Genomic DNA, 18678 nt, shown 5'->3' with positions numbered 1-18678 from the left:
TGCGGATGCCTCGCGTGTGTCTGGCTGTGCTGTTGCTCTGCCTGAGCGGGCCGCTGTGGGCACTCTCCCCGGCCCCCCTGGACCGCGACGAACTGCGTCTGTCGCTGGCGCCCTACATGGGTTACTACGAGGACCGTGACGGCAGGCTCGACGCCGAAACGGTGCAACGCCTGCCGGACGATGCCTTCATCCCGGTACAGGGCGACCACGCCAACCTGGGCAAGAACGCCTCGGTCTGGTGGTTCAAGGTACGCCTGGTCAACGGCCGCCCGCAGCCGTTATCTGGCTACCTGGAAGTCAACTACGCCCTGCTCGACCACATCGACGTCTACCTGCAGGACGGCGACGGTCGCCTGCAGCGCCAGCACAGCGGCGACAGCTTCGCCTTCGCCCAGCGCCCGGTACAGGTGCGTCACTTCTGGTTTCCCCTGACCCTGCCCGAGGGCAGCAACACCCTGCTGCTGCGGGTGGAGAGCACCAGCACTATCTTCGTGCCGCTGTTCTTCAGCACCTACGGAGCTAGCGCGGCGGCCCAGGAAAACCTGATGGGCATCAACGGCGCCTTCTACGGCGTGCTGTTCGCCATGTTCATCTACAACCTGTTCCTGTTCATCTCGCTGCGCGAGCGGGCCTACTTCTGGTACCTGGTGTACAACGTCAATGTCGGCCTGTTCGCCGCCTGCTTCGACGGCATGCTGTTCAAGCTGCTGCCCAACAGCGTGGGCCTGCAGTCGGTGAGCATCTACGTGCTGATGTTCCTGCACTGCCTCACCGCCGCCCAGTTCAGCCGCCACTTCCTGCACATCCCGCAGCACTTCCCGCGTCTGGACAAGGGCCTGCGCCTGCTGATGCTGGTGATCGTCGGCTGCCTGCTGTCGGTGCCACTGATCGGCCTGGCCGCCTGGAACATCCTGGCCAGCGTGGCGGTGCTCGGGACGTCGCTGATCCTGCTGCTCACCGGCATCTACGCCTGGCGCCGCGGCGTGCGCCACGGCTCCTACTACGTGCTGGCCTGGAGCGTGCTGCTGGTGGCCTTCATGCTGGTCACCAGCGGCTCGCTGGGCCTGGAGATCTTCGGCATCTACGGCTCGGCGGTGGTCAAGGTGGGCGTGACCATCGAGCTGCTCAGCCTGTCCATCGGCCTGGCCGACCGCATCAACCTGCTCAAGGAGGAAGGCTTCCGCTCGCGCCAGGCCGCCGAGCAGGCCGAGTACGAGAACCAGGCCAAAGGCCGCTTCCTGGCCAAGATGAGCCACGAGATCCGCACGCCGCTCAACGGCGTGCTGGGCATGCTGCAGCTGCTGCGCGAGACGCCGCTGGAGCGCAACCAGCGCTTCTACGTGGACACCATCAGCAGCTCCGGCAGCTCGCTGATGGCAGTGATCAACGACATCCTCGACTACGCCCGCATCGAGTCCGGCAAGCTCAGCCTGGAGGAAATCGAGTTCGACCTGGAGCAGATGGTCTCCGAGGCCCTGGCGCTGTTCACCGCCCAGGCCCTGGAGAAGCGCCTGCGCCTCTATGTCAGCCTGGAGGGCGGTGTGCCGCGCCGGGTGCGGGGCGATCCGACTCGCCTCAAGCAGGTGCTGATGAACCTGCTGGGCAACGCCCTGAAGTTCACCCAGGAAGGCCATGTGGCGCTGACCCTCAGCCGCCGCAGCGACAGCCAGGGTCAGCAGCACCTGGTGTTCGCCGTCAGCGACAGCGGCATCGGCATTCACGACGACTCCCTCGCCCAGCTGTTCAAATCCTTCGCCCAGGGCGACTCCAGCACCACCCGCCGCTACGGCGGCAGCGGCCTGGGCCTGGCCATCAGCAAGGAACTGGTGGAGATGATGGGCGGCCGCATCGAGGTGCAGAGCACGCCGGGCCAGGGCTCGCGCTTTGCCTTCGACATCCCGCTGTGCGCCGCGACCGCCGGCGAGGACGACCTGGCCACCCTGCTGGAGAACCGCATCGCCCTGCTCTGCTCGCTGGACGGCCAGGGCCTCGACTGCCTGGGCCACCTGCTCGGACGCTGGGGCATGCGCACCCAGCGCTGCCAGGACCCGGAGCGCCTGCAGGACTACCTGGAAGACTTCGCCACGCCGCCGCTGCTGGTGCTGATGTCGCCCTGGCCGGGCAGCAGCGGGCACTGGCTGGACAGCCTGCGCCCGCACCTGCAGCAGGGCCAGCGCGTGCTGCTGCTGAGCCCGCCCGAGCAGCACCAGCAGCTGCCGGAAAGCCAGGGGCTGCGCCTGCTGCACCTGGCCCTGCCGCTGTCGGTCACCGGCCTGCGCGACACCCTGCTCGAGCTGTACAGCGAGCGCCGCCAGGAATCGCCGGCGCAGCCCCCCGCGCTGGACCAGCGCAGCGGCAACACGCCGTGCATCCTGGTGGCCGAGGACAACCGGGTGAACCAGATGGTGGTGCAGGGCTTCCTGCGTAAGCGCGGCTACTCGGTGCGCATGGTCGCCGATGGGCAGAGCGCGGTGGACGAATACCGCCGCGATCCAAACGCCATCCAGCTGATCCTGATGGACTGCGAGATGCCCGAGCTGGACGGTTTCGAGGCCACCCGGCAGATCCGCCGCCTGGAGGCCAGCCGGCACCTGTCGGCCGTGCCGATAGTCGCCCTCACCGCGCACATCCTCGACGAGCACCGCGACCGCGGCATGGCCGCCGGCATGAACGAGTTCCTCGGCAAGCCGCTGGACTGCCAGCAGCTATACGCCCTGCTCGACCGCTATCTGCTCGCCCAGGCGCGCGCGACCGATTAGCATGGCCGCCCGCCGTGGAGCCTGTTGAAGGGCCCACGCAGAAACTGGCCCCAGGAGCCGCCATGCTGATCCCCCACCAGATGCTCGAAGCCGAGACCCTGACCCGCCTGCTGGAAGACTTCGTCACCCGCGAAGGCACCGACAACGGCGACGAGACGCCGCTGCAGACCCGTGTGGAGCGGGCCCGACACGCGCTGGAAAAAGGCCAGGCGGTGATCGCCTTCGACCCGGACAGCCAACAGTGCCAGCTGATGCTGCGCGAGGAAGTGCCGAAGGAGTGGCTGGAGGACTAGCGGCCCGCGTGAGCGCTACTGACTGGTGAAGCGCGGGCCGAGCAGGATGACGCCGGCCCCGATCAGGCACAGCAGCGCGCCCAGCCAGTCCGACAGCAGCGGCCGGGTTCGCTCGATCGCCCCGAGCCAGAGCAGCGAAGCCACCACGTAGACCCCGCCATACGCCGCATAGGCGCGCCCGGCATAGGCCGCCTCGACGCGGGTCAGCAGCAGGGCGAACAGGGTCAGGCTGAGTAGCCCGGGGGCGATCCACCAGGCGCTCTTGCCCAGGCGCAGCCACATCCAGAAGGCGTAGCAACCGCCGATCTCGAACAGCGCGGCGAGGAAGAACCACAAGTAATTGAGCATGGCGTTATCCGTCAGCCGCGCAGGCTGCCCTCGCGCTCCCACACGCAGCGCATGCGCAGGTCTTCTTCCTGGGGGCTGTGGAAGCCGCTCTCGGACTCCCAGCGGAAGGTGTGCAGGCCGTTCAGTTCGGTTTCCAGGTGCACCACGGCGCTGGCCCAGTACAGGCGCTTGAGCAGCGCCTCGAACTCCTTGACCCACAGCGCCCACTCGTACTCGATGGCCTGGTAGCTGGCGCCGAAGTGGATCACCTGGGTCTGGTACAGGCCCTCGCCCTCGGTGCCGCAAAAGGAGAACATCTCGCGGCCGAGGAACGGCCAGGCGTCGCCGTCGGGCAGCTGCTGCAGCACCCGGCGATTGGTGCCGCGGCGCAACTGGCGTTGCTCGCGGTCACCGGATGGCCAGTCGCGGATGCAGCCGTAGACGATGGATTCGGACTCCACGCGGGTACTCCAGAAAGTGCAGGCTGCCTTCTAACACAGGGCATCGGCCCTGCAAAGGAACCATGCGCCGCTTTTGCAAAAAGCCGCAGGCGCTAGGCCGGGCGTTTCGGTGTGCGCAGGGCCCAGGCGATGAGAGTCATGAGCACGCCCAGGCCGATCAGCACCATGAACGGCGCCTGGTAGTTTCCGGCCAGGTCGCGACCGAGGCCGGCCAGGATCGGCGCCAGGCAGGCCATGCAGTAGCCGGCGCAGAGCATCATCGCGGTCCAGCGGCTGACCGCCAGCGGCGTGTGCACCTCGTACAGCGGCAGCACCAGCGACAGGGCGAAGGAGCCGCTGAGGGCGAAGCCCATCAGCACCGCCCAGACCTCGGGCAGCAGGGTCGGCTGGAAGGTGATCATGGTCAGGCACAGCGTCAGACTCAGGCCACAGGCCACCAGCAGCGGCTGGCGGATATCGAAGCGCTGGGCCAGCCAGGGCATCAGCCAGGAACTGGGCAGGCCGACCAGCATGAACAGGCTGAACAGGCCGTTGCTGTACAGCAGGCTCAGCCCCGCCTCGTGGTAGCGCGCCACCAGCCAGGTGGCCATGGTGTAGAAGAAGCCGGCCTGGATGGCGAAGAAACCGGTCACCAGCCAGGCCCGCGGTTCGCGCCAGGGCAGGCCCTGGCCATCGCTGGCCACGGCCTCCTCGGTACGGTTCGGCAGGCGCAGCCAGAGCAGGCCGGCGAGCAGGGCCGGCACGAACCAGGCGGCTAGGCCCAGGCTCCAGTCATCGCCCAGGCTCTGGGTCAGCGGCACGGTGAGCACCGCACCGCCGGCACCGCCGATGGCCATGCTGAAGGAATACCAGCCGACCACCTGGCCGACATGGTCACGGAAATGCCGCTTGATGAAGCCGGACAACAGCGGCCCGGCCACGGCGATACCGGCGCCGAGCAGCACGGCGCTGCCGATCAGCAGCACACTGGTGTGGCCGCCGAAACGCAGCAGCAGGGCCAGCATGATCAGCCCCAGGCAGCAGGTGATGGTGCGTTCCAGGCCGAAGCGCACCGCCAGGCGCGGCGCCAGTGGCGCCAGCAGGCCCATGCACAGGACCGGCAAGGCGGTGGTCAGGCTGATCAGGCCGCGGCTCAGCGAAAGCTCGGCGGCAATGCGTTCGATCAGTGGGGCGAAGGAGGTGATGCCGGGGCGCAGGTTGATCGCCGCCAGCATCAGCGCCAGCATCAGCAGAGCCCGGGATACAGGTTTCACGGTACATCCAACAGCATGGCGGCCGGTCCGGCCGGGGCAGCAACCCTACTCCCCGGCGGACGCCTCAGGCAAGACTTGGGGCGGAAAAATCTGACCGCCCGGACAGCCTCAGTGGAACGGGAAGATGTAGTTCATCCACGCCGCCATGCGCAGCAGGATCTTGCGCATCACCGCCACATGGTGGAAGTGCTGGCTGTAGAGCGCCGCCTGGCCATAGGCGCCGCCCGGCACCTGTGCACGGTATTTCTCGAAGTCGGGATCGTCGATCTCGATCTGCACCGGTACCCGCCCAGGGGGTGGCGAGCCAGTGAAGCCGACCAGGTTGCCGGAGGGCTGTACCTGGCCTTCGGCGATCACCCCGACCACGGTCTTGACCTTGCCGCTGAAGACTTCGCCGGGAATGCCGTCGAAGGCCACTTCCGCCTCGTCACCGACGGTCAGACGCAGCTGGCTGTTCTGCCGCATCCAGGCGACGAAGTAATGGCTCTCGGCCGGCACGAACACCATCGAGGGCCGCAGCGGCAACCTGGCCGCATACATGCCCGGACGCAGCGAGACGTGGGTAACGAAACCGTCCGACGGGGCGCGGACCGTGGTGTTGTCCAGCTCGTACTGGGCGATGTTGATCTGCCCCTGCAGGTCATCCACCCGTGCGGTGGTGATATCCAGGTCGCGGCGATTGCCGACGTTGCGCTTGACCAGCTCGCTGGCACGGAACTGGTCGGCCTTGGCCGAGACCATCTGTGCCTTCAGCGACTTCAGTTTGTTCTCGAACGGAATCGGGTCCAGGCGGAACAGCACGTCACCCTTCTTCAGCGCCTGGTTGCCTTGCACCGGCACCTCGGTCACGCGACCGCTGACAACCGGGATCACCGGCGTCGAGACGAAGTACATCCGGCTCACTTCCGAGTACGGATGGTTGTAGTTCATGAGGAAGATCAGCGCGCCGATCAACACAATCCCACCCAGGGCGGCGGTGGGTACCGACCACTTGTTCAGCGGGATGCGGAAGATCTTGAAGATGGCAACGCAGATGGCGGTGTAGGTCAGTATCAGTAAAAGATCCATGGCTTACACCTCCTGTGCCGGTACGGATTCGACCGGCGGCTCGCCAGCGCCCTGGCGCTGTTCCAGTACTTGCAGACGCTCACGCAATTCGGCGACCTGCTGCTCCAGTCCTGCCACATGGCTCTCGGTGGACTTGCCATCGCTGAAGCCCCAACCGCGATCGGGGCGATAGAGGGTGGCCCAGATCCATAGGAACGGCCACAGCGCATGCAGGGTGAACAGGCTGACCCAGCCAGTGGCGTGGATCGCATCCTGGTGCGGATGCTTGCGGTGCACCGCGATCTCGTAAGGGATGTCGTGAATCACGATGACGCCGTAGAACAGCACTAGCCCCACGAACACCAACAGGCCAAGCGCAAAATAATCGAGCATGTAGATCTCCCCCAGAAACAACCAAATCGGTTGAAAGGCTAGCCAGAATCGGCCGAGCGGCCAGCAGCATAGCGTTTCGCCAGCTTTTTCCTGCTAACACAGAGCATACGCGGCGTGAAGCGGTGAAAAAGAGCCTGAACCCGCCTCGAACAATGCCGGTTCGCTGTATATAGTGCTAGCTCATGTAACCAAGCATTTCCCTGCTCCAGTTCCATTAATAAGAAAGCTGCCGCCAACAGCCCGGAATGTCGACGATGAAAACAACTAAAGACAAAGACGCAGATTCCACCGTTTCCGAACCCCGCACCGTTGCACATACCGAGATCGAGCCCCTGCCCCTGCCAGTCAGCAACGCCCTGCAGGTCGGCGGCGAGCAGTACATGTACTTCACCGAGCGCGACATCGACCGCATCCTAGAGAATCTGGACGGCCTGCGCGAGCGGGTATTTCCCAAGCTGCACGGCGAAGATGCCCTCGATGCTCGGCACGCCCAGCACTTCCCTTCGGTATGCCTGATCGGCCTCGGCCGCTGCGGCTCCAACATCGCCCTGGACGTTGCCTCGCTGGTGTACAACGCGCGGCGCTTCTACCTCAACGAGTTCAGCAACCAGGAAAAGAACGGCGGCGAGCAGCGCCCGGCCGGCTGGCTGCGCAGCAACCTGCGCCTGTCCGGCAGCCGCGCCGCCAAGCCGGTGTTCCTGATCGAGCCGCTGGTGATGCTGGGCGACCTGGACAAGGACATCGAGGGGCGTATCCGCTTCTCGCGCAAGGCCGAGACCAGCGGCTTCCTCGACGACTACAGCAAGATGAAGATCATGGACCTGTCCGAGGTCCACGCCGGTGGCGCCGGTAACGCGCCGATCCTCGGTCAGTACCTGGCCAAGATCATCCTCAACAAGGACACCCAGCGCTTCTCCAATGCCGACTGGAAGTTCATCCACAGCTACCTGATCGATTCCTGCGGCATCAAGGCCAACCAGTCGCGCCTGTACTTCTACATCTTTAGCGCCGGCGGCGGCACCGGCTCGGGCATGGCCTCGGAATTCGGCCTGGCCCAGCAGTTCGCCTACATGAGCAAGACCTTCGAGACCAAGCAGGAGAGCAGCAGCGAGGACAACCGCGGCCACTCCTTCGTCTTCGAGCCGATCTTCACCAGCGGCATCTGCATCCTGCCGAACATCTCCGATCAGCGCATCGAGATGTCCGAGGCCCTGCACATCAACGCCGGCCGCCTGCTGTGCAAGTACCTCGCCGAGGAGTGGGACTTCTCCTACAACTTCGACAGCGAGGAAACCGGCGAAGAGAGCGTGATGCGCCGCATCCGCCCGTGGAACGCCATGATGCTGATCTCCAACGACATCATGCGCTACGCCGAAGAGAGCGACGGCGGCAACGTGCAGAACATCGACGTGAACGCCATGGAGCGCCACGCCAACCAGTACATCTCGCAGCAGATCTTCAACATCCTCACCGCCCAGGCGGTGACCACCGACTACGACCAGAACTACTTCCGTCGCGCCGGCATCGACATCGGCGAGACCATTCGCCTCGACGCCAACGACCTGTTCATGAGCCTGGCCGGCCCGGTGGCCGTGGCCTATGCCGAATCCGTGGTGGCCGAGCAGACGCCGCCAACCACCACCGAGAAGTTCAAGGTGTTCGAAAAGGAGCAGCCCAAGCTCAATATCGACGACCTGTTCTTCCGCTCCATCGACCTGCCGCACTTCAACAAGGTGACCCAGGCCATCGAGGGTATCAGCCTGCTGCCGATCGAGGCCAAGCGCTACCGCACGGCCCTGGAGCAGTACAAGAAGTCCAACTTCGACGCCAGCGCCCTGAGCGACCTGCACTTCTTTAAGAACTGCTCCTCGGTGGTGTCCATCGTCTCCCTGCCGAAGGACTACAAGCTGTCCTACATGGACCTGAACCGGCTCAAGACCCACCTCAACAGCCTGTTCCCCAACACCACCCTGAAACGCTATGCCCTGGTGATCGGCGCCTCGGCCAACCTGTCGCTGACCACCCTGATCGTCAAGAGCCCGTGCCTGTCGGACGATTTCCTGACCCTGATCGTCGCCTTCATCAAACGCTGCTTCGCCCGCGACCAGTACCGCTACGACGAGAGCCTGGACAATGCCATGCTCGACTTCATCGTCTCCGATGAGTTCGACGAAGAGCGCATCGAGGCCATGCTCAACGAGTACGAAAACCCAGCGAAGATCCTCGATACCAACTGGTACGCGATCAAGCCGATGTACGAGAAGAAGTATCGCGAGCTGATCCACGACCAGGACAAGTTCGTCTCGATCAACGACATCCGCCTATCGCGCGACAGCGTGAAGAAAGCCATCAAGTACCTGCGCGAGATCTACCGCCACCGCGTCGGCAAGACCCGGGTCATTTCGCTCAATGACTATGATGGTGGCAAGGACTGACCTCGGCATCGGAGCCAACAAAAAGGCCTGCTATTGCAGGCCTTTTTGTTTTCAAGTGCTGTGCCGCCGTTGCTGCAGCATTTGGTGTAAGCCCGCGCGCCAGTCTGGTTGCGCAATCCCGAATTGTCGCTCCAACTTGGAACAGTCGAGCACCGACCACAACGGGCGACGAGCCGGGGTTGGATACTCGGCGCTGGTAATAGCACGCACCCTGGGCACCCGCTCGATCAGCTCCAGCTCTATAGCTTGACGAAAGACCTCTTCGGCAAATTCATGCCAATTACAGGTCGGCGCGCCACTGAAGTGATAGGCGCCCCAGCGCAGCGAATCCTGCTCTCGGTAGCGCTCCACCAGCAGCCAGAGCGCACCGGCGATGCTCGCTGCCGGAGTAGGCCCGCCATGCTGATCCGCGACCACTGCCAATTCGTCGCGCTCCCCCGCGAGACGGAGCATGGTTTTCACGAAGTTGTTGCCATGCGCACCGAACACCCAGCTGGTGCGCAGAATTAACCCACGCGAACAGCGCTCGGCCAGTGCCTGCTCCCCGGCCAACTTGCTCGCGCCATAGACACCAGCCGGCGCGGTGGCGTCTTCCTCGCGGTAAGGCCTGTCGCCATCGCCGGCAAAGACGTAATCCGTCGAGATGTGCAACAGGGGAATCGCCAGGTGCTCGGCCGCCTCGGCCAGCAAGGCTACGCCATCGCGATTAACCGCGTAGGCCCGCTGCACGTCACTTTCCGCTCGATCCACCGCCGTGTAGGCGGCAGCGTTAATGATCGCCCCTGGCGCCAGCTCGGCAACCCTGCGCGCCACCTGTGCCGGCTCGGTGATATCCAACGCCTGCGAGTCAAGACCAAAGACCTCTATGCCCTGAGGGGCCAAGCGCATCAGTTCATGACCGACTTGCCCCCGCGCACCAGTGATCAGTACGCGCACCTCAGGCCTCCCGCCCCAGCAATCGGCGCAGACTGGGATTGAGTTGATCCTTGGCGGACAGTTGTGGCGCCTCGATGGGCCAGGGGATGTTCACATCCGGGTCGTTCCACATCAGACCGCCCTCGTCCTCGGGGAAATACAGGTCAGTGCACTTGTATTCGAAGTCGGCGATGTCGCTGAGCACACAGAAGCCGTGGGCATAGCCGGGCGGAACCCACATCTGCCGGTGATTTTCATCGCTGAGCTCGACGCCGACGAACCTTCCACAGGTCGGCGAGGTAGGATCGATGTCCACCGCCACGTCGTAGACTGCGCCACGGCTGACCCGCACCAGCTTGCCTTGGGGCCGGCTGCGCTGGAAATGCAGGCCGCGCAGTACCCCGCGTCGAGAGCGTGAATGGTTGTCCTGAACGAACGGCAGATCGATACCAGCCTCACGGTAGCGCTCGACCTGGAAGCTCTCCAGGAAGAAACCACGAGCATCACCGAACATCTTCGGCTCGATGATCAACACTCCCGGCAGAACCGTCTCGATGACTTTCATGGCGCCGCTCCCGCCCCTTGCTGCCACAGGCGCTGCAAATACTGCCCGTAACCGGTCTTGCCCAAGGCACATGCTTGGAGTGCCAGCTGCTCGGCTGACAGCCAGCCCTGCCGATAGGCAATCTCCTCGAGGCAGGCCACTTTCAACCCCTGGCGCGCCTCGATGGTCTGCACGAAGTGACTGGCCTCCATCAGCGAATCGTGGGTGCCGGTATCCAGCCAGGCGAACCCGCGCCCCAACAGGCTGACATGCAGGTCACCACGTTGCAGGTAGGCATTGTTCACGTCGGTAATTTCCAGCTCGCCACGTGCCGAGGGCTTGACCTGCCTAGCGATCTCGACCACAGAGTTGTCGTAGAAATACAGGCCGGTCACCGCGTAATTGGACTTGGGCGCAGCTGGCTTCTCCTCGATGGAGAGCGCCTTGCCGGCACCATCGAACTCCACCACGCCGAAGCGTCCGGGATCGTTGACGTGGTAACCAAACACGGTGGCGCCCTGCCCGCGCGCCACCGCTTCGCCCAGCATGGCGCTGAAGCCATAGCCATAAAAGATATTGTCGCCGAGGATCAGGCACACACTGTCATCGCCGATGAATTGCTCCCCGATCAGGAAAGCTTGCGCCAAGCCATCCGGCGAGGGCTGTTCGGCGTAGCTCAGGTGGATACCGAAATCGCCACCATCACCGAGCAGCTTGCGGAAGCTCGGAAGATCGTCCGGGGTGGAAATGATCAGCACCTCGCGGATGCCAGCCAGCATCAGTACCGACAGCGGGTAGTAGATCATAGGCTTGTCGTAGATGGGCAGCAGCTGCTTGGAAACGCCGCGGGTAATGGGATGCAAACGTGTGCCGGAGCCACCGGCAAGTATGATGCCTTTCATGGAATGCCCTGAATGTGCCGAAACTCTGCAAGCCGTTTGGCCTGCGATCCGATCAACCCTTTGCGCCCAGTCGCCCCAAGCGATAATCCCCACTCAACACACGCTGCCACCATTGCGGGTTAGCCAGGTACCACAGCACCGTCTTGCGTAGGCCGCTGGCAAAGGTTTCCTGCGGCGTCCAGCCCAGTTCGCGCTCAATCTTCCCTGCATCGATGGCATAGCGCCGATCATGTCCTGGACGATCCTTCACGAAGGTGATCTGCTCACGGTAGGAACGCCCCGCAGCCTGGGGCTGCAGCTCGTCCAACAGGTCGCAAAGGGTCTCGACCACCTCGAGGTTGCGCTTCTCGTTGTGCCCGCCGATGTTGTAAGTCTCCCCAACCACACCGCGTGCTACCACCTCGACCAGAGCACGAGCGTGGTCCTCAACGAACAACCAGTCGCGAATCTGCGAGCCGTCCCCATATACCGGCAAAGGCTTGCCATGCAGGGCATTGAGAATCATGTGCGGGATCAGCTTTTCCGGAAAGTGGAACGGCCCGTAGTTATTCGAGCAGTTGGTCACTAACACCGGCAGACCGTAGGTACGCTGCCAGGCGCGCACCAAGTGATCGGAGCTGGCCTTAGATGCAGAATAGGGAGAGCTGGGCGCGTAGGGCGTAGTCTCGGTGAAGAGGTCTTCGGTACCTTCCAGATCGCCGAACACCTCATCGGTGGAGATGTGATGGAAGCGAAATGCCTGCTTGTCTGCTTCCTTCAGTCCCTGCCAGTAACGCCGAGTTGCCTCCAGCAAACTGTAGGTGCCGACGATGTTGGTCTGGATAAAGTCGGCCGGCCCGTCAATCGAGCGATCCACATGGGACTCTGCCGCCAAGTGCATCACCGCCGAGGGCTGGAATCGGCGGAACACGTCGTCCAGTGCAGCGCCGTCGCAGATATCCACTTGATAGAAGCTGTAGCGGGATGAATGCGCGACCGACGCCAGCGACTCCAGATTGCCTGCGTAGGTCAGCTTGTCCAGATTGGCGACGGTATGTTCGGTATTGTCGATCAGATGGCGAACAACGGCGGAACCGATAAAGCCTGCACCACCTGTCAACAGAATACGCAAAACCATAATTTTCTCTTGTTAGCAAAATGCCACCTATAGATGGCGCCATCTTCGACGAGCACCTGTGGCCGAGTAAAGCGCTAGCTCAGCGCCACCGCGCCAACCACCCCAGCGAAGCTATCGTCGACCGCCCAGGATTGTATTCAGCTCCCAACCACTCCCGATAACCGCTGTAACGCAGCTCGCTCAAAAGCGCGTCGAAGTTCAGCTCGCCACTGCCCGGCTCGCCACGCCCCGGACAATCAGCAAACTGAAAGTGACCAATGCTTCCAGCTAACAGGCGAATACCAGCCTGGATATCCAAACCCTGCCGAGCCATATGGTAGGCATCGAGCTGAGCGAAGCAGTTGGGGTGATCCACCTCACGCAGTAATGACTCGAGCTGTTCGGGCGTGTTGATCAAGAAGCCCGGCATGTCTAGCGAGTTGATCGCTTCGCATAACACGCGGATACCCAACACCTCGAAAGCTTCGGCCGTGGCGCGTAGATTGGCGACCAGTGTTGCCATCGCCTGGTCGCGTGAAAGCCCCTCGCCCAGCCTCCCAGCCAGCACATTGACGCAAGCGGGGCGAACCGTCGCAGCATAAGCCAGCGCTTGCTCCAGCGCTGCTGTGAATTCGGCCTGACGAGACGGCACGGCAGCCAGACCGGCGCCACCGCGCATCAAGTCACCAGCCGGTAGATTGATCAGCACTAGCGGAAGTCCCGCTTGGACCAATGCATCGCTCAATTGCTGAGCCGGAAGCTCATACGGAAACTGGATTTCCACACCGTCGAAGCCGGCCGCAGCTGCAGCCTGTACCCGCTCAAGCAGAGGCAGCTCGGTAAATAACATCGACAGGTTGGCGGAGATCTTCATGCGTCGCCCTCGCGATACAGCTGGACCAAGGTCGCTGGATCGGCATCCAGATAGCCATGATCTCCATGCAGTCGCATCAACTGGGCGGCCAATCCAGTCATAGGCGCAGTAGCGCCTTGCTCGCGTGACAGCTTCACCGCGGTATCCAGATCTTTGAGTAAGGTTCGCACATGCCACTTGATAGGCTCGAAACGATTTTCGGCCATCTGCGGCGCTAGTATTTGCAATGGTTTCGAGTCGGCGAATCCTCCCATCAGGGCTGGCGCCAGCAGTTGGGCATCGACTCCCGCACGCTCAGCCAGCGCGATCACTTCGGCGATTACCAGCGCATTGCAAGCTACCAGCATCTGATTGCATACCTTGGTTACCTGACCTGCCCCCACCTCGCCCATATGGCTCAGACGCTGCCCCAGATGCATCAGCACCGGACGCACTCTGTCGATGTCCACTGCCCGCCCACCGGCCATGATCGTGAGGGTCCCGGCCTCGGCGCCTTGGGTCCCCCCCGACACCGGCGCATCCACCCAGCGCATGCCGGTCCGCGACTCCAGCTCAGCCGCCATCTCTCGAGTGGCCGCAGGATCCAAGCTGGAAAAATCCACCAGCAATTGGCCAGGACGAGCACGTTCGACAACTCCATCTGGCCCGAACACCACATGGCGCACCGCTGCCGTATCTGCCAGGCAAAGCAACAAAAGATCGGCCTGTTCACAGAGCACGGCTGGGGTTTCCTCAGCAACACCACCGTACTCCTGCAACGCAATACACTTGTCCGCTGATCGATTCCAGACATGCAATGGATATCCAGCAGTCAGCAGGCGCAAGCACATCGGCAGCCCCATTAGGCCGATACCGGCAAAGCCAAGTGTAGGTAACGATGAGGACATGCTAGCTCCGGCAAGTTTCGAAGCCGCATTGTAGCGCCGTCCAGAAAGCAAAAAAGCCGGTCAAGGACCGGCTTTCCCAACAGAGCTCATAATCAGTTGACGCTCAGACGAGCCCGATTCTTTTCAAGTGTGGCCGGTCCGATGCCCTTGACCTCCAACAGCTCATCGACTGAAGCGAAAGGGCCATTGCTATTGCGATGATCAACTATGGCCTGAGCCTTGGCCTGACCTATGCCAAGCAGCTCGGACTCCAGCGTAGCTACATCAGCAGTATTGAGATTGATCAAGGCTGAAGTAGCTTGCTGAGGCTCACCGACGGACGTTGGCTGTGCTTCGGTTTCAGCGGCCGAGATGTGGAAAGGCAGTATCGCGAGGCAGGAAAGCAGAAGGGCAGCAAGATGCATCTTAGGCATGGCGAAAGCTCCGTTTCGTGGTTTGAGCGTGAAATTCCCATCACGCACGAACAAAGCTAGCCATCAACCGACAACTGTCAAATCGACGTTATCAGTGTTCTGTGCGACGCTGCACATGAATCCAGTCAACTATTTCACCTTCAGGGGCATATCCGCTGACGGTTTCCCGTAATAGCTGCGTGACCTTGTCGTAGTCATCCCGCTGTAATGCGCCAAGCATCTCAGTCAAGACAGTCTTCAAGCTCTCCCAAGGAAGATCTTCCTCATTAGCACGCATGATCATTGGATGATCGGTAGAGCTGACGTTGTCGCCGATCAGCAATTCCTCATAGAGCTTCTCTCCGGGACGTAAACCGGTGAACTCGATCTCGATATCACCCTGTGGATTCGCTTCGCTGCGAACAGTCAGGCCGGAGAGATGAATCATCTTCTCGGCCAGATCAATGATCTTCACTGGCGGCCCCATATCCAGCACGAACACATCGCCGCCCTGCCCCATCGACCCCGCCTGAATAACCAGCTGCGCGGCTTCAGGGATGGTCATGAAGTAGCGGGTAATATTCGGATGGGTCACGGTGACCGGGCCACCGCGATTGATCTGTTCACGAAATAACGGGATAACCGAGCCAGATGAGCCAAGCACATTACCGAAGCGCACCATGGTGAAACGAGTCCGGTTAGTTACGGAGCCCTGCTCCTCTGCGCCAAATAGACTTGGCGAAGCCTCCCGACTAAGCGCCTGTAGGACCATTTCAGCTTGGCGCTTGCTGCTACCCATAACATTGGTCGGGCGCACCGCCTTGTCCGTGGATATCAGCACGAAGTTCTTTACACCCGCAGTCACTGCAGCCTGAGCAGTGTGTAGAGTGCCGAAAAGATTATTCAGCAAACCTTCGCGAATGTTGTGCTCCACGATGGGGACGTGTTTGTAGGCTGCAGCATGGTAGAGCGTGTCCACCTTCCAGTCGCGCAAAATGGCGCCCACTCGCAGACCATCGCGAACGCTACCGAGAATGCTGATAAGCCGGGTTGAGCTGCCATTGCGAGCAATCCAGGACTCCAGCTCGCCATAGATGCTGTAAAGGTTGAACTCGCTATGCTCGTATAGCAGGAGAGTGGCAGGCTGGATCGCCAGGATCTGCCGGCACAGCTCAGACCCAATAGAACCACCAGCCCCCGTCACCATAACCACTTGGCCACGAATGCAGTGATCAAGCAAAGCCTGGTCTGGCGTCACCGCATCGCGCCCCAAGAGATCGACTATGTCGACTTCCTGCAAATCGCTCACGCTGACTTTGCCATGTGCCAGATCCATGAAGCCTGGAATCGTCCGCACATGTACGGGATAAGGCTCAAGTGCCTCGAGGATTTCCCTACGGCGGCTACGGGATGCAGAGGGCAGAGCCAACAGCACCTCCTCTACAGCTAGCTCTTCAAGCATGTGGCTCAAGGAATCTGAGCGGTACACTTTGATACCGGCAATCACCCGCTCAGCAATACCTGCATCATCATCGATGAAGGCCACTGGCTGCATGCTTCTGCCCATACGCAGAGCAAACAGCAACTGATTACCTGCCGCACCTGCGCCATAAATTGCTACTCGTTTAAGCGGACGTCCGGACTCTCGCTCAAATTTGAAGGAAAACAGCGCGCCGCTAAAGTACTGCCGCATGAAGAGCCGTAGCCCCCCCACTAACAGTAACGCCAAGCACCAGTAGATAAACACGACCGAGCGCGGCATCAATTCATCCGGGCGCACCAAATAGATCACCAGCGCTAGCAGCAGTGCCGACAAGCTAATTGCATTGAATATGGTGACCAGAGCATTTGAGCCGAAGTAACGTAGTACTGCGCGATACAGACCAAAACGGATGAATAACGGAATTGCGGTAGCTGGCGCAGCGAGGAACAACCAGAGATATTCATCGAATGGGTTAATCACATTGTTCCAGCCCAGGCGGGCAAAAAATGCCAGCCAAAGAGCCAACCAGAGCAGAACGACATCGACAGCAACCTGCAATGTACGTTTGGACTGCCGTGACAGCGCCAGTAAACGCTGACGCATCATTTCTGCCTTACTCACTCGAGGTCCTTACAACATGCTCAATCGGTTCTGCCAAACCGGCTCGGTACTTGATGGCCAGCGCGATCAAGGGCGCATAAGCCAATGCCAGCGCAAGAGGCCCAGACAATTGATCCAGGGCCACACTGGCAGCAATAGGCAATAACCAGAAGAGATTGATCAGCAGCACCCCAAGCGTTACCGGAAGGTGTCGATTGAAAAGCCGCGCCGCGAACTGATAGGCATGACTACGATGCGCCTCATAGACCTTCTCGCCGCGCAACAGGCGACGCAGCAAGGTCAGGGTCGCATCGACAATGAACACTCCCAGGAGAATCAACCAGCACCACAGCAAATCCCCGTCGACCCAGGTTGCCTGCAGCGAAAGCACACCGAGGGTGATGCCAAGAAAACCGCTACCTGCATCGCCCATGAAGATCTTCGCAGGCGGGAAATTCCAGAATAGGAACCCCGAGCACGCCGCAGCAAGCACCAATACCGCAGGAACCAATTCTGTGGCCCCGCTCAACTGAGACAGTAAGGCTGCACCTAGGCAGACGCTAATCGCCTCCACTCCAGCAATTCCATCAATACCGTCCATGAAGTTGTACAGATTGAGCAGCCAGACCAGATACAGCAAAGCGCCCCCCTGCCCCACTAGCCCCATATCCCAGCTAGTACCAAACGCCAGTATTGGCGGTAGGCCGCCCAGCCAGTAGAGGGACCAGGCAGCAGCTAGAAAATGGCCGAGCAAGCGCCAGCGGGCAGCAACGTGGCCGTGATCGTCGAGAAACCCTAGTAATGCGACACCACCACCACCGCCTGCCAGAGCCAGGAAAAGTGGCAATGGCAGCCCCTGCCATCGGTACAGAGCGACGAGCCCAAGCAGGAAAGTAACGACAATGGCTACACCACCGCCGCGCGGCGTCGGCAAAGTGTGCGAACTGCGCGCGTTGGGAATGTCCAGCAAACTCTTAGCCAATGCGTAACGACGCAGTAATGCAGTAAGCGAGCACGCAAGCAGCACCGCCACAGCAATAGTTATCAAGGAAATCATGATACGTGGTGTTCCAAATAGTGCCGAGCTGTCGCCTCTAGAGCCTGATCCACCGAAACAGGAGGCGTCCAGCCCAGTCGATCGCGAGTTTTGTCGATGTTTACCTGCAATGACCCACAAAGGCGCTGGCTCAGATCCTGCCTCCCAACTAATCGTGCGGCGCTTTCTATCCACCTTTGTGGCACGGGCAGCAAACGAGCGGGACGCCCCAACGCTTGCCCCAAGCGGAGCAAAAGATCGCTAGTCGACAGATCCTCGCCATCGCTGACCAGAAAACGCTCACCCGCTGCGGAGGGGTGCTCCAGGCAGAGCACGAGCAAATCAACCAGATTGTCCAGAGCCACCAGGCTGCGGCGATTACGTATAGCCCCCAGCGGCAGAGGAATACCGTTGCTCAACCAACGCAGCATGTTCAAGAAGTTGGCTTTGACACCTGGCCCGTAAATCAGGGGAGGACGAATTATGACCACCTCTAAACCGCTGGCGGCCGCCAGAGCCAATAATCCTTCTTCGGCTTCCAGCTTCGAAATACCGTAGGGATCGCAAGCTTTAGGCACGGCATCAGCGTAAAACGGCTCACCATCATGGGTTTGCTCTCCGCAGACCTTGATCGAGCTCACGAAGACCATGCGGCGCACACCCGCTTCTACCGCCTGACGCGCCAGCCGCAGTGTGCCCTCAACATTGGCGCGGCGGAACTCAGCGAGCGGATCAGTTGCCTGCTCCTGCATCACATGCACCCGTGCAGCGCAGTGGATCAACGCATCAACACCATCCAAAGCCGCCATCCAGTCGCTATCTGGCCCCAAGGATGGGGCCAGGCAGACCTCGACGCCCGTCGCAGAAACAGGTGGCAACTGACGCTGGGCACAGCGCAGCTGATGCACTCCATCGGCCAGCAGGCGTGTCTGCACGGCTTGACCAACGAAGCCGCTGGCACCGGTGAGCAGCACGCGCATG

Annotated in this window: 18 protein-coding genes; 3 read left to right on the top strand and 15 right to left on the bottom strand. The window is 61.5% G+C overall.

Annotation, left to right across the window (positions count from 1 at the left end):
- The first annotated feature begins 5 nt into the window (after nucleotides 1–5).
- Entirely contained in the window at nucleotides 6–2759 is a 2754-nt protein-coding gene (locus FFS62_RS04920) for a hybrid sensor histidine kinase/response regulator (RefSeq protein WP_137971680.1), read from the top strand.
- Nucleotides 2760–2821: 62 nt separating this feature from the next.
- Entirely contained in the window at nucleotides 2822–3052 is a 231-nt protein-coding gene (locus tag FFS62_RS04915) for a YheU family protein (RefSeq protein WP_137971679.1), read from the top strand.
- Nucleotides 3053–3067: 15 nt separating this feature from the next.
- Here the strand turns inward: FFS62_RS04915 and FFS62_RS04910 are convergent, their stop codons facing one another.
- From FFS62_RS04910 to FFS62_RS04890, 5 genes are all read right to left on the bottom strand, one after another.
- Nucleotides 3068–3400, bottom strand: coding sequence for a YnfA family protein (locus FFS62_RS04910; RefSeq protein WP_137971678.1), 333 nt, complete (start codon nucleotides 3398–3400; stop codon nucleotides 3068–3070).
- A gap of 11 nt (nucleotides 3401–3411) precedes the next feature.
- Entirely contained in the window at nucleotides 3412–3840 is a 429-nt protein-coding gene (locus FFS62_RS04905) for a hypothetical protein (RefSeq protein ID WP_137971677.1), read from the bottom strand.
- Nucleotides 3841–3932: 92 nt separating this feature from the next.
- Complete coding sequence (locus tag FFS62_RS04900; protein WP_137971676.1) at nucleotides 3933–5093, bottom strand: CynX/NimT family MFS transporter; 1161 nt, start codon at nucleotides 5091–5093, stop codon at nucleotides 3933–3935.
- 108 nt (nucleotides 5094–5201) lie between these two features.
- A complete protein-coding gene (locus tag FFS62_RS04895) occupies nucleotides 5202–6161 on the bottom strand; it encodes an HlyD family secretion protein (RefSeq protein ID WP_137971675.1) in 960 nt (319 codons plus the stop codon).
- Between the two features lie 3 nt (nucleotides 6162–6164).
- Nucleotides 6165–6533: a DUF3302 domain-containing protein gene (locus FFS62_RS04890; protein ID WP_137971674.1), complete on the bottom strand. Its 369-nt coding sequence runs from the start codon at nucleotides 6531–6533 to the stop codon at nucleotides 6165–6167.
- Between the two features lie 380 nt (nucleotides 6534–6913).
- Between FFS62_RS04890 and FFS62_RS04885 the strand changes: the two genes are divergently transcribed.
- On the top strand, nucleotides 6914–8968 hold the full coding sequence (locus FFS62_RS04885) for a hypothetical protein (RefSeq protein WP_371920106.1): 2055 nt from the start codon (nucleotides 6914–6916) through the stop codon (nucleotides 8966–8968).
- A gap of 51 nt (nucleotides 8969–9019) precedes the next feature.
- Here FFS62_RS04885 and rfbD read toward each other — a convergent pair whose 3' ends face one another.
- The 10 genes from rfbD to FFS62_RS04835 form a co-directional block, all read right to left on the bottom strand.
- Complete coding sequence (rfbD, locus tag FFS62_RS04880; RefSeq protein ID WP_137971672.1) at nucleotides 9020–9904, bottom strand: dTDP-4-dehydrorhamnose reductase; 885 nt, start codon at nucleotides 9902–9904, stop codon at nucleotides 9020–9022.
- A gap of 1 nt (nucleotide 9905) precedes the next feature.
- Nucleotides 9906–10448, bottom strand: coding sequence for a dTDP-4-dehydrorhamnose 3,5-epimerase (gene rfbC / locus FFS62_RS04875; protein WP_137971671.1), 543 nt, complete (start codon nucleotides 10446–10448; stop codon nucleotides 9906–9908).
- The gene (rfbA, locus tag FFS62_RS04870) at nucleotides 10445–11329 is read right to left on the bottom strand and encodes a glucose-1-phosphate thymidylyltransferase RfbA (protein ID WP_137971670.1); all 885 of its coding nucleotides are present in this window, start codon (nucleotides 11327–11329) and stop codon (nucleotides 10445–10447) included. The genes rfbC and rfbA overlap by 4 nt, the downstream gene beginning before the upstream one ends.
- 52 nt (nucleotides 11330–11381) lie before the next feature.
- Nucleotides 11382–12446, bottom strand: a complete 1065-nt coding sequence (rfbB, locus tag FFS62_RS04865; protein WP_137971669.1) for a dTDP-glucose 4,6-dehydratase — start codon at nucleotides 12444–12446, stop codon at nucleotides 11382–11384.
- A 79-nt stretch (nucleotides 12447–12525) separates the two neighbouring features.
- On the bottom strand, nucleotides 12526–13299 hold the full coding sequence (locus FFS62_RS04860) for a hydroxypyruvate isomerase family protein (RefSeq protein WP_137971668.1): 774 nt from the start codon (nucleotides 13297–13299) through the stop codon (nucleotides 12526–12528).
- A complete protein-coding gene (locus FFS62_RS04855; protein WP_137971667.1) occupies nucleotides 13296–14186 on the bottom strand; it encodes an NAD(P)-dependent oxidoreductase in 891 nt (296 codons plus the stop codon). Before FFS62_RS04855 ends, FFS62_RS04860 begins: the two co-directional genes overlap by 4 nt.
- Nucleotides 14187–14278: 92 nt before the next feature.
- Complete coding sequence (locus FFS62_RS04850; RefSeq protein WP_137971666.1) at nucleotides 14279–14599, bottom strand: ComEA family DNA-binding protein; 321 nt, start codon at nucleotides 14597–14599, stop codon at nucleotides 14279–14281.
- Nucleotides 14600–14690: 91 nt separating this feature from the next.
- Complete coding sequence (locus FFS62_RS04845) at nucleotides 14691–16664, bottom strand: nucleoside-diphosphate sugar epimerase/dehydratase (protein ID WP_137972232.1); 1974 nt, start codon at nucleotides 16662–16664, stop codon at nucleotides 14691–14693.
- Between the two features lie 10 nt (nucleotides 16665–16674).
- Complete coding sequence (locus FFS62_RS04840; protein WP_137971665.1) at nucleotides 16675–17718, bottom strand: glycosyltransferase family 4 protein; 1044 nt, start codon at nucleotides 17716–17718, stop codon at nucleotides 16675–16677.
- Entirely contained in the window at nucleotides 17715–18677 is a 963-nt protein-coding gene (locus FFS62_RS04835; protein ID WP_137971664.1) for an NAD-dependent epimerase/dehydratase family protein, read from the bottom strand. The genes FFS62_RS04840 and FFS62_RS04835 overlap by 4 nt, the downstream gene beginning before the upstream one ends.
- Nucleotide 18678: the final 1 nt, after the last annotated feature.

Source organism: Pseudomonas sp. F(2018), from assembly GCF_005508865.1.
Lineage (GTDB): Bacteria > Pseudomonadota > Gammaproteobacteria > Pseudomonadales > Pseudomonadaceae > Aquipseudomonas.
Note: the sequence above shows the minus strand (reverse complement) of the source record. Positions and strands in the feature narration are given on the sequence as shown.

Excerpts from the sequence above, each read along its gene's own strand:
- FFS62_RS04910 (WP_137971678.1), bottom strand. The coding sequence starts at position 3,400 with ATGCTCAATTACTTGTGGTTCTTCCTCGCCGCGCTGTTCGAGATCGGC.
- FFS62_RS04890 (WP_137971674.1), bottom strand. The coding sequence starts at position 6,533 with ATGCTCGATTATTTTGCGCTTGGCCTGTTGGTGTTCGTGGGGCTAGTG.
- rfbC (WP_137971671.1), bottom strand. The coding sequence starts at position 10,448 with ATGAAAGTCATCGAGACGGTTCTGCCGGGAGTGTTGATCATCGAGCCG.
- rfbA (WP_137971670.1), bottom strand. The coding sequence starts at position 11,329 with ATGAAAGGCATCATACTTGCCGGTGGCTCCGGCACACGTTTGCATCCC.
- FFS62_RS04915 (WP_137971679.1), top strand. The coding sequence starts at position 2,822 with ATGCTGATCCCCCACCAGATGCTCGAAGCCGAGACCCTGACCCGCCTG.
- FFS62_RS04840 (WP_137971665.1), bottom strand. The coding sequence starts at position 17,718 with ATGATTTCCTTGATAACTATTGCTGTGGCGGTGCTGCTTGCGTGCTCG.
- FFS62_RS04855 (WP_137971667.1), bottom strand. The coding sequence starts at position 14,186 with ATGTCCTCATCGTTACCTACACTTGGCTTTGCCGGTATCGGCCTAATG.
- FFS62_RS04895 (WP_137971675.1), bottom strand. The coding sequence starts at position 6,161 with ATGGATCTTTTACTGATACTGACCTACACCGCCATCTGCGTTGCCATC.
- FFS62_RS04835 (WP_137971664.1), bottom strand. The coding sequence starts at position 18,677 with ATGCGCGTGCTGCTCACCGGTGCCAGCGGCTTCGTTGGTCAAGCCGTG.
- FFS62_RS04850 (WP_137971666.1), bottom strand. The coding sequence starts at position 14,599 with ATGCCTAAGATGCATCTTGCTGCCCTTCTGCTTTCCTGCCTCGCGATA.
- FFS62_RS04845 (WP_137972232.1), bottom strand. The coding sequence starts at position 16,664 with ATGCGTCAGCGTTTACTGGCGCTGTCACGGCAGTCCAAACGTACATTG.
- FFS62_RS04885 (WP_371920106.1), top strand. The coding sequence starts at position 6,914 with ATGTACTTCACCGAGCGCGACATCGACCGCATCCTAGAGAATCTGGAC.
- rfbB (WP_137971669.1), bottom strand. The coding sequence starts at position 12,446 with ATGGTTTTGCGTATTCTGTTGACAGGTGGTGCAGGCTTTATCGGTTCC.
- FFS62_RS04920 (WP_137971680.1), top strand. The coding sequence starts at position 6 with ATGCCTCGCGTGTGTCTGGCTGTGCTGTTGCTCTGCCTGAGCGGGCCG.
- FFS62_RS04860 (WP_137971668.1), bottom strand. The coding sequence starts at position 13,299 with ATGAAGATCTCCGCCAACCTGTCGATGTTATTTACCGAGCTGCCTCTG.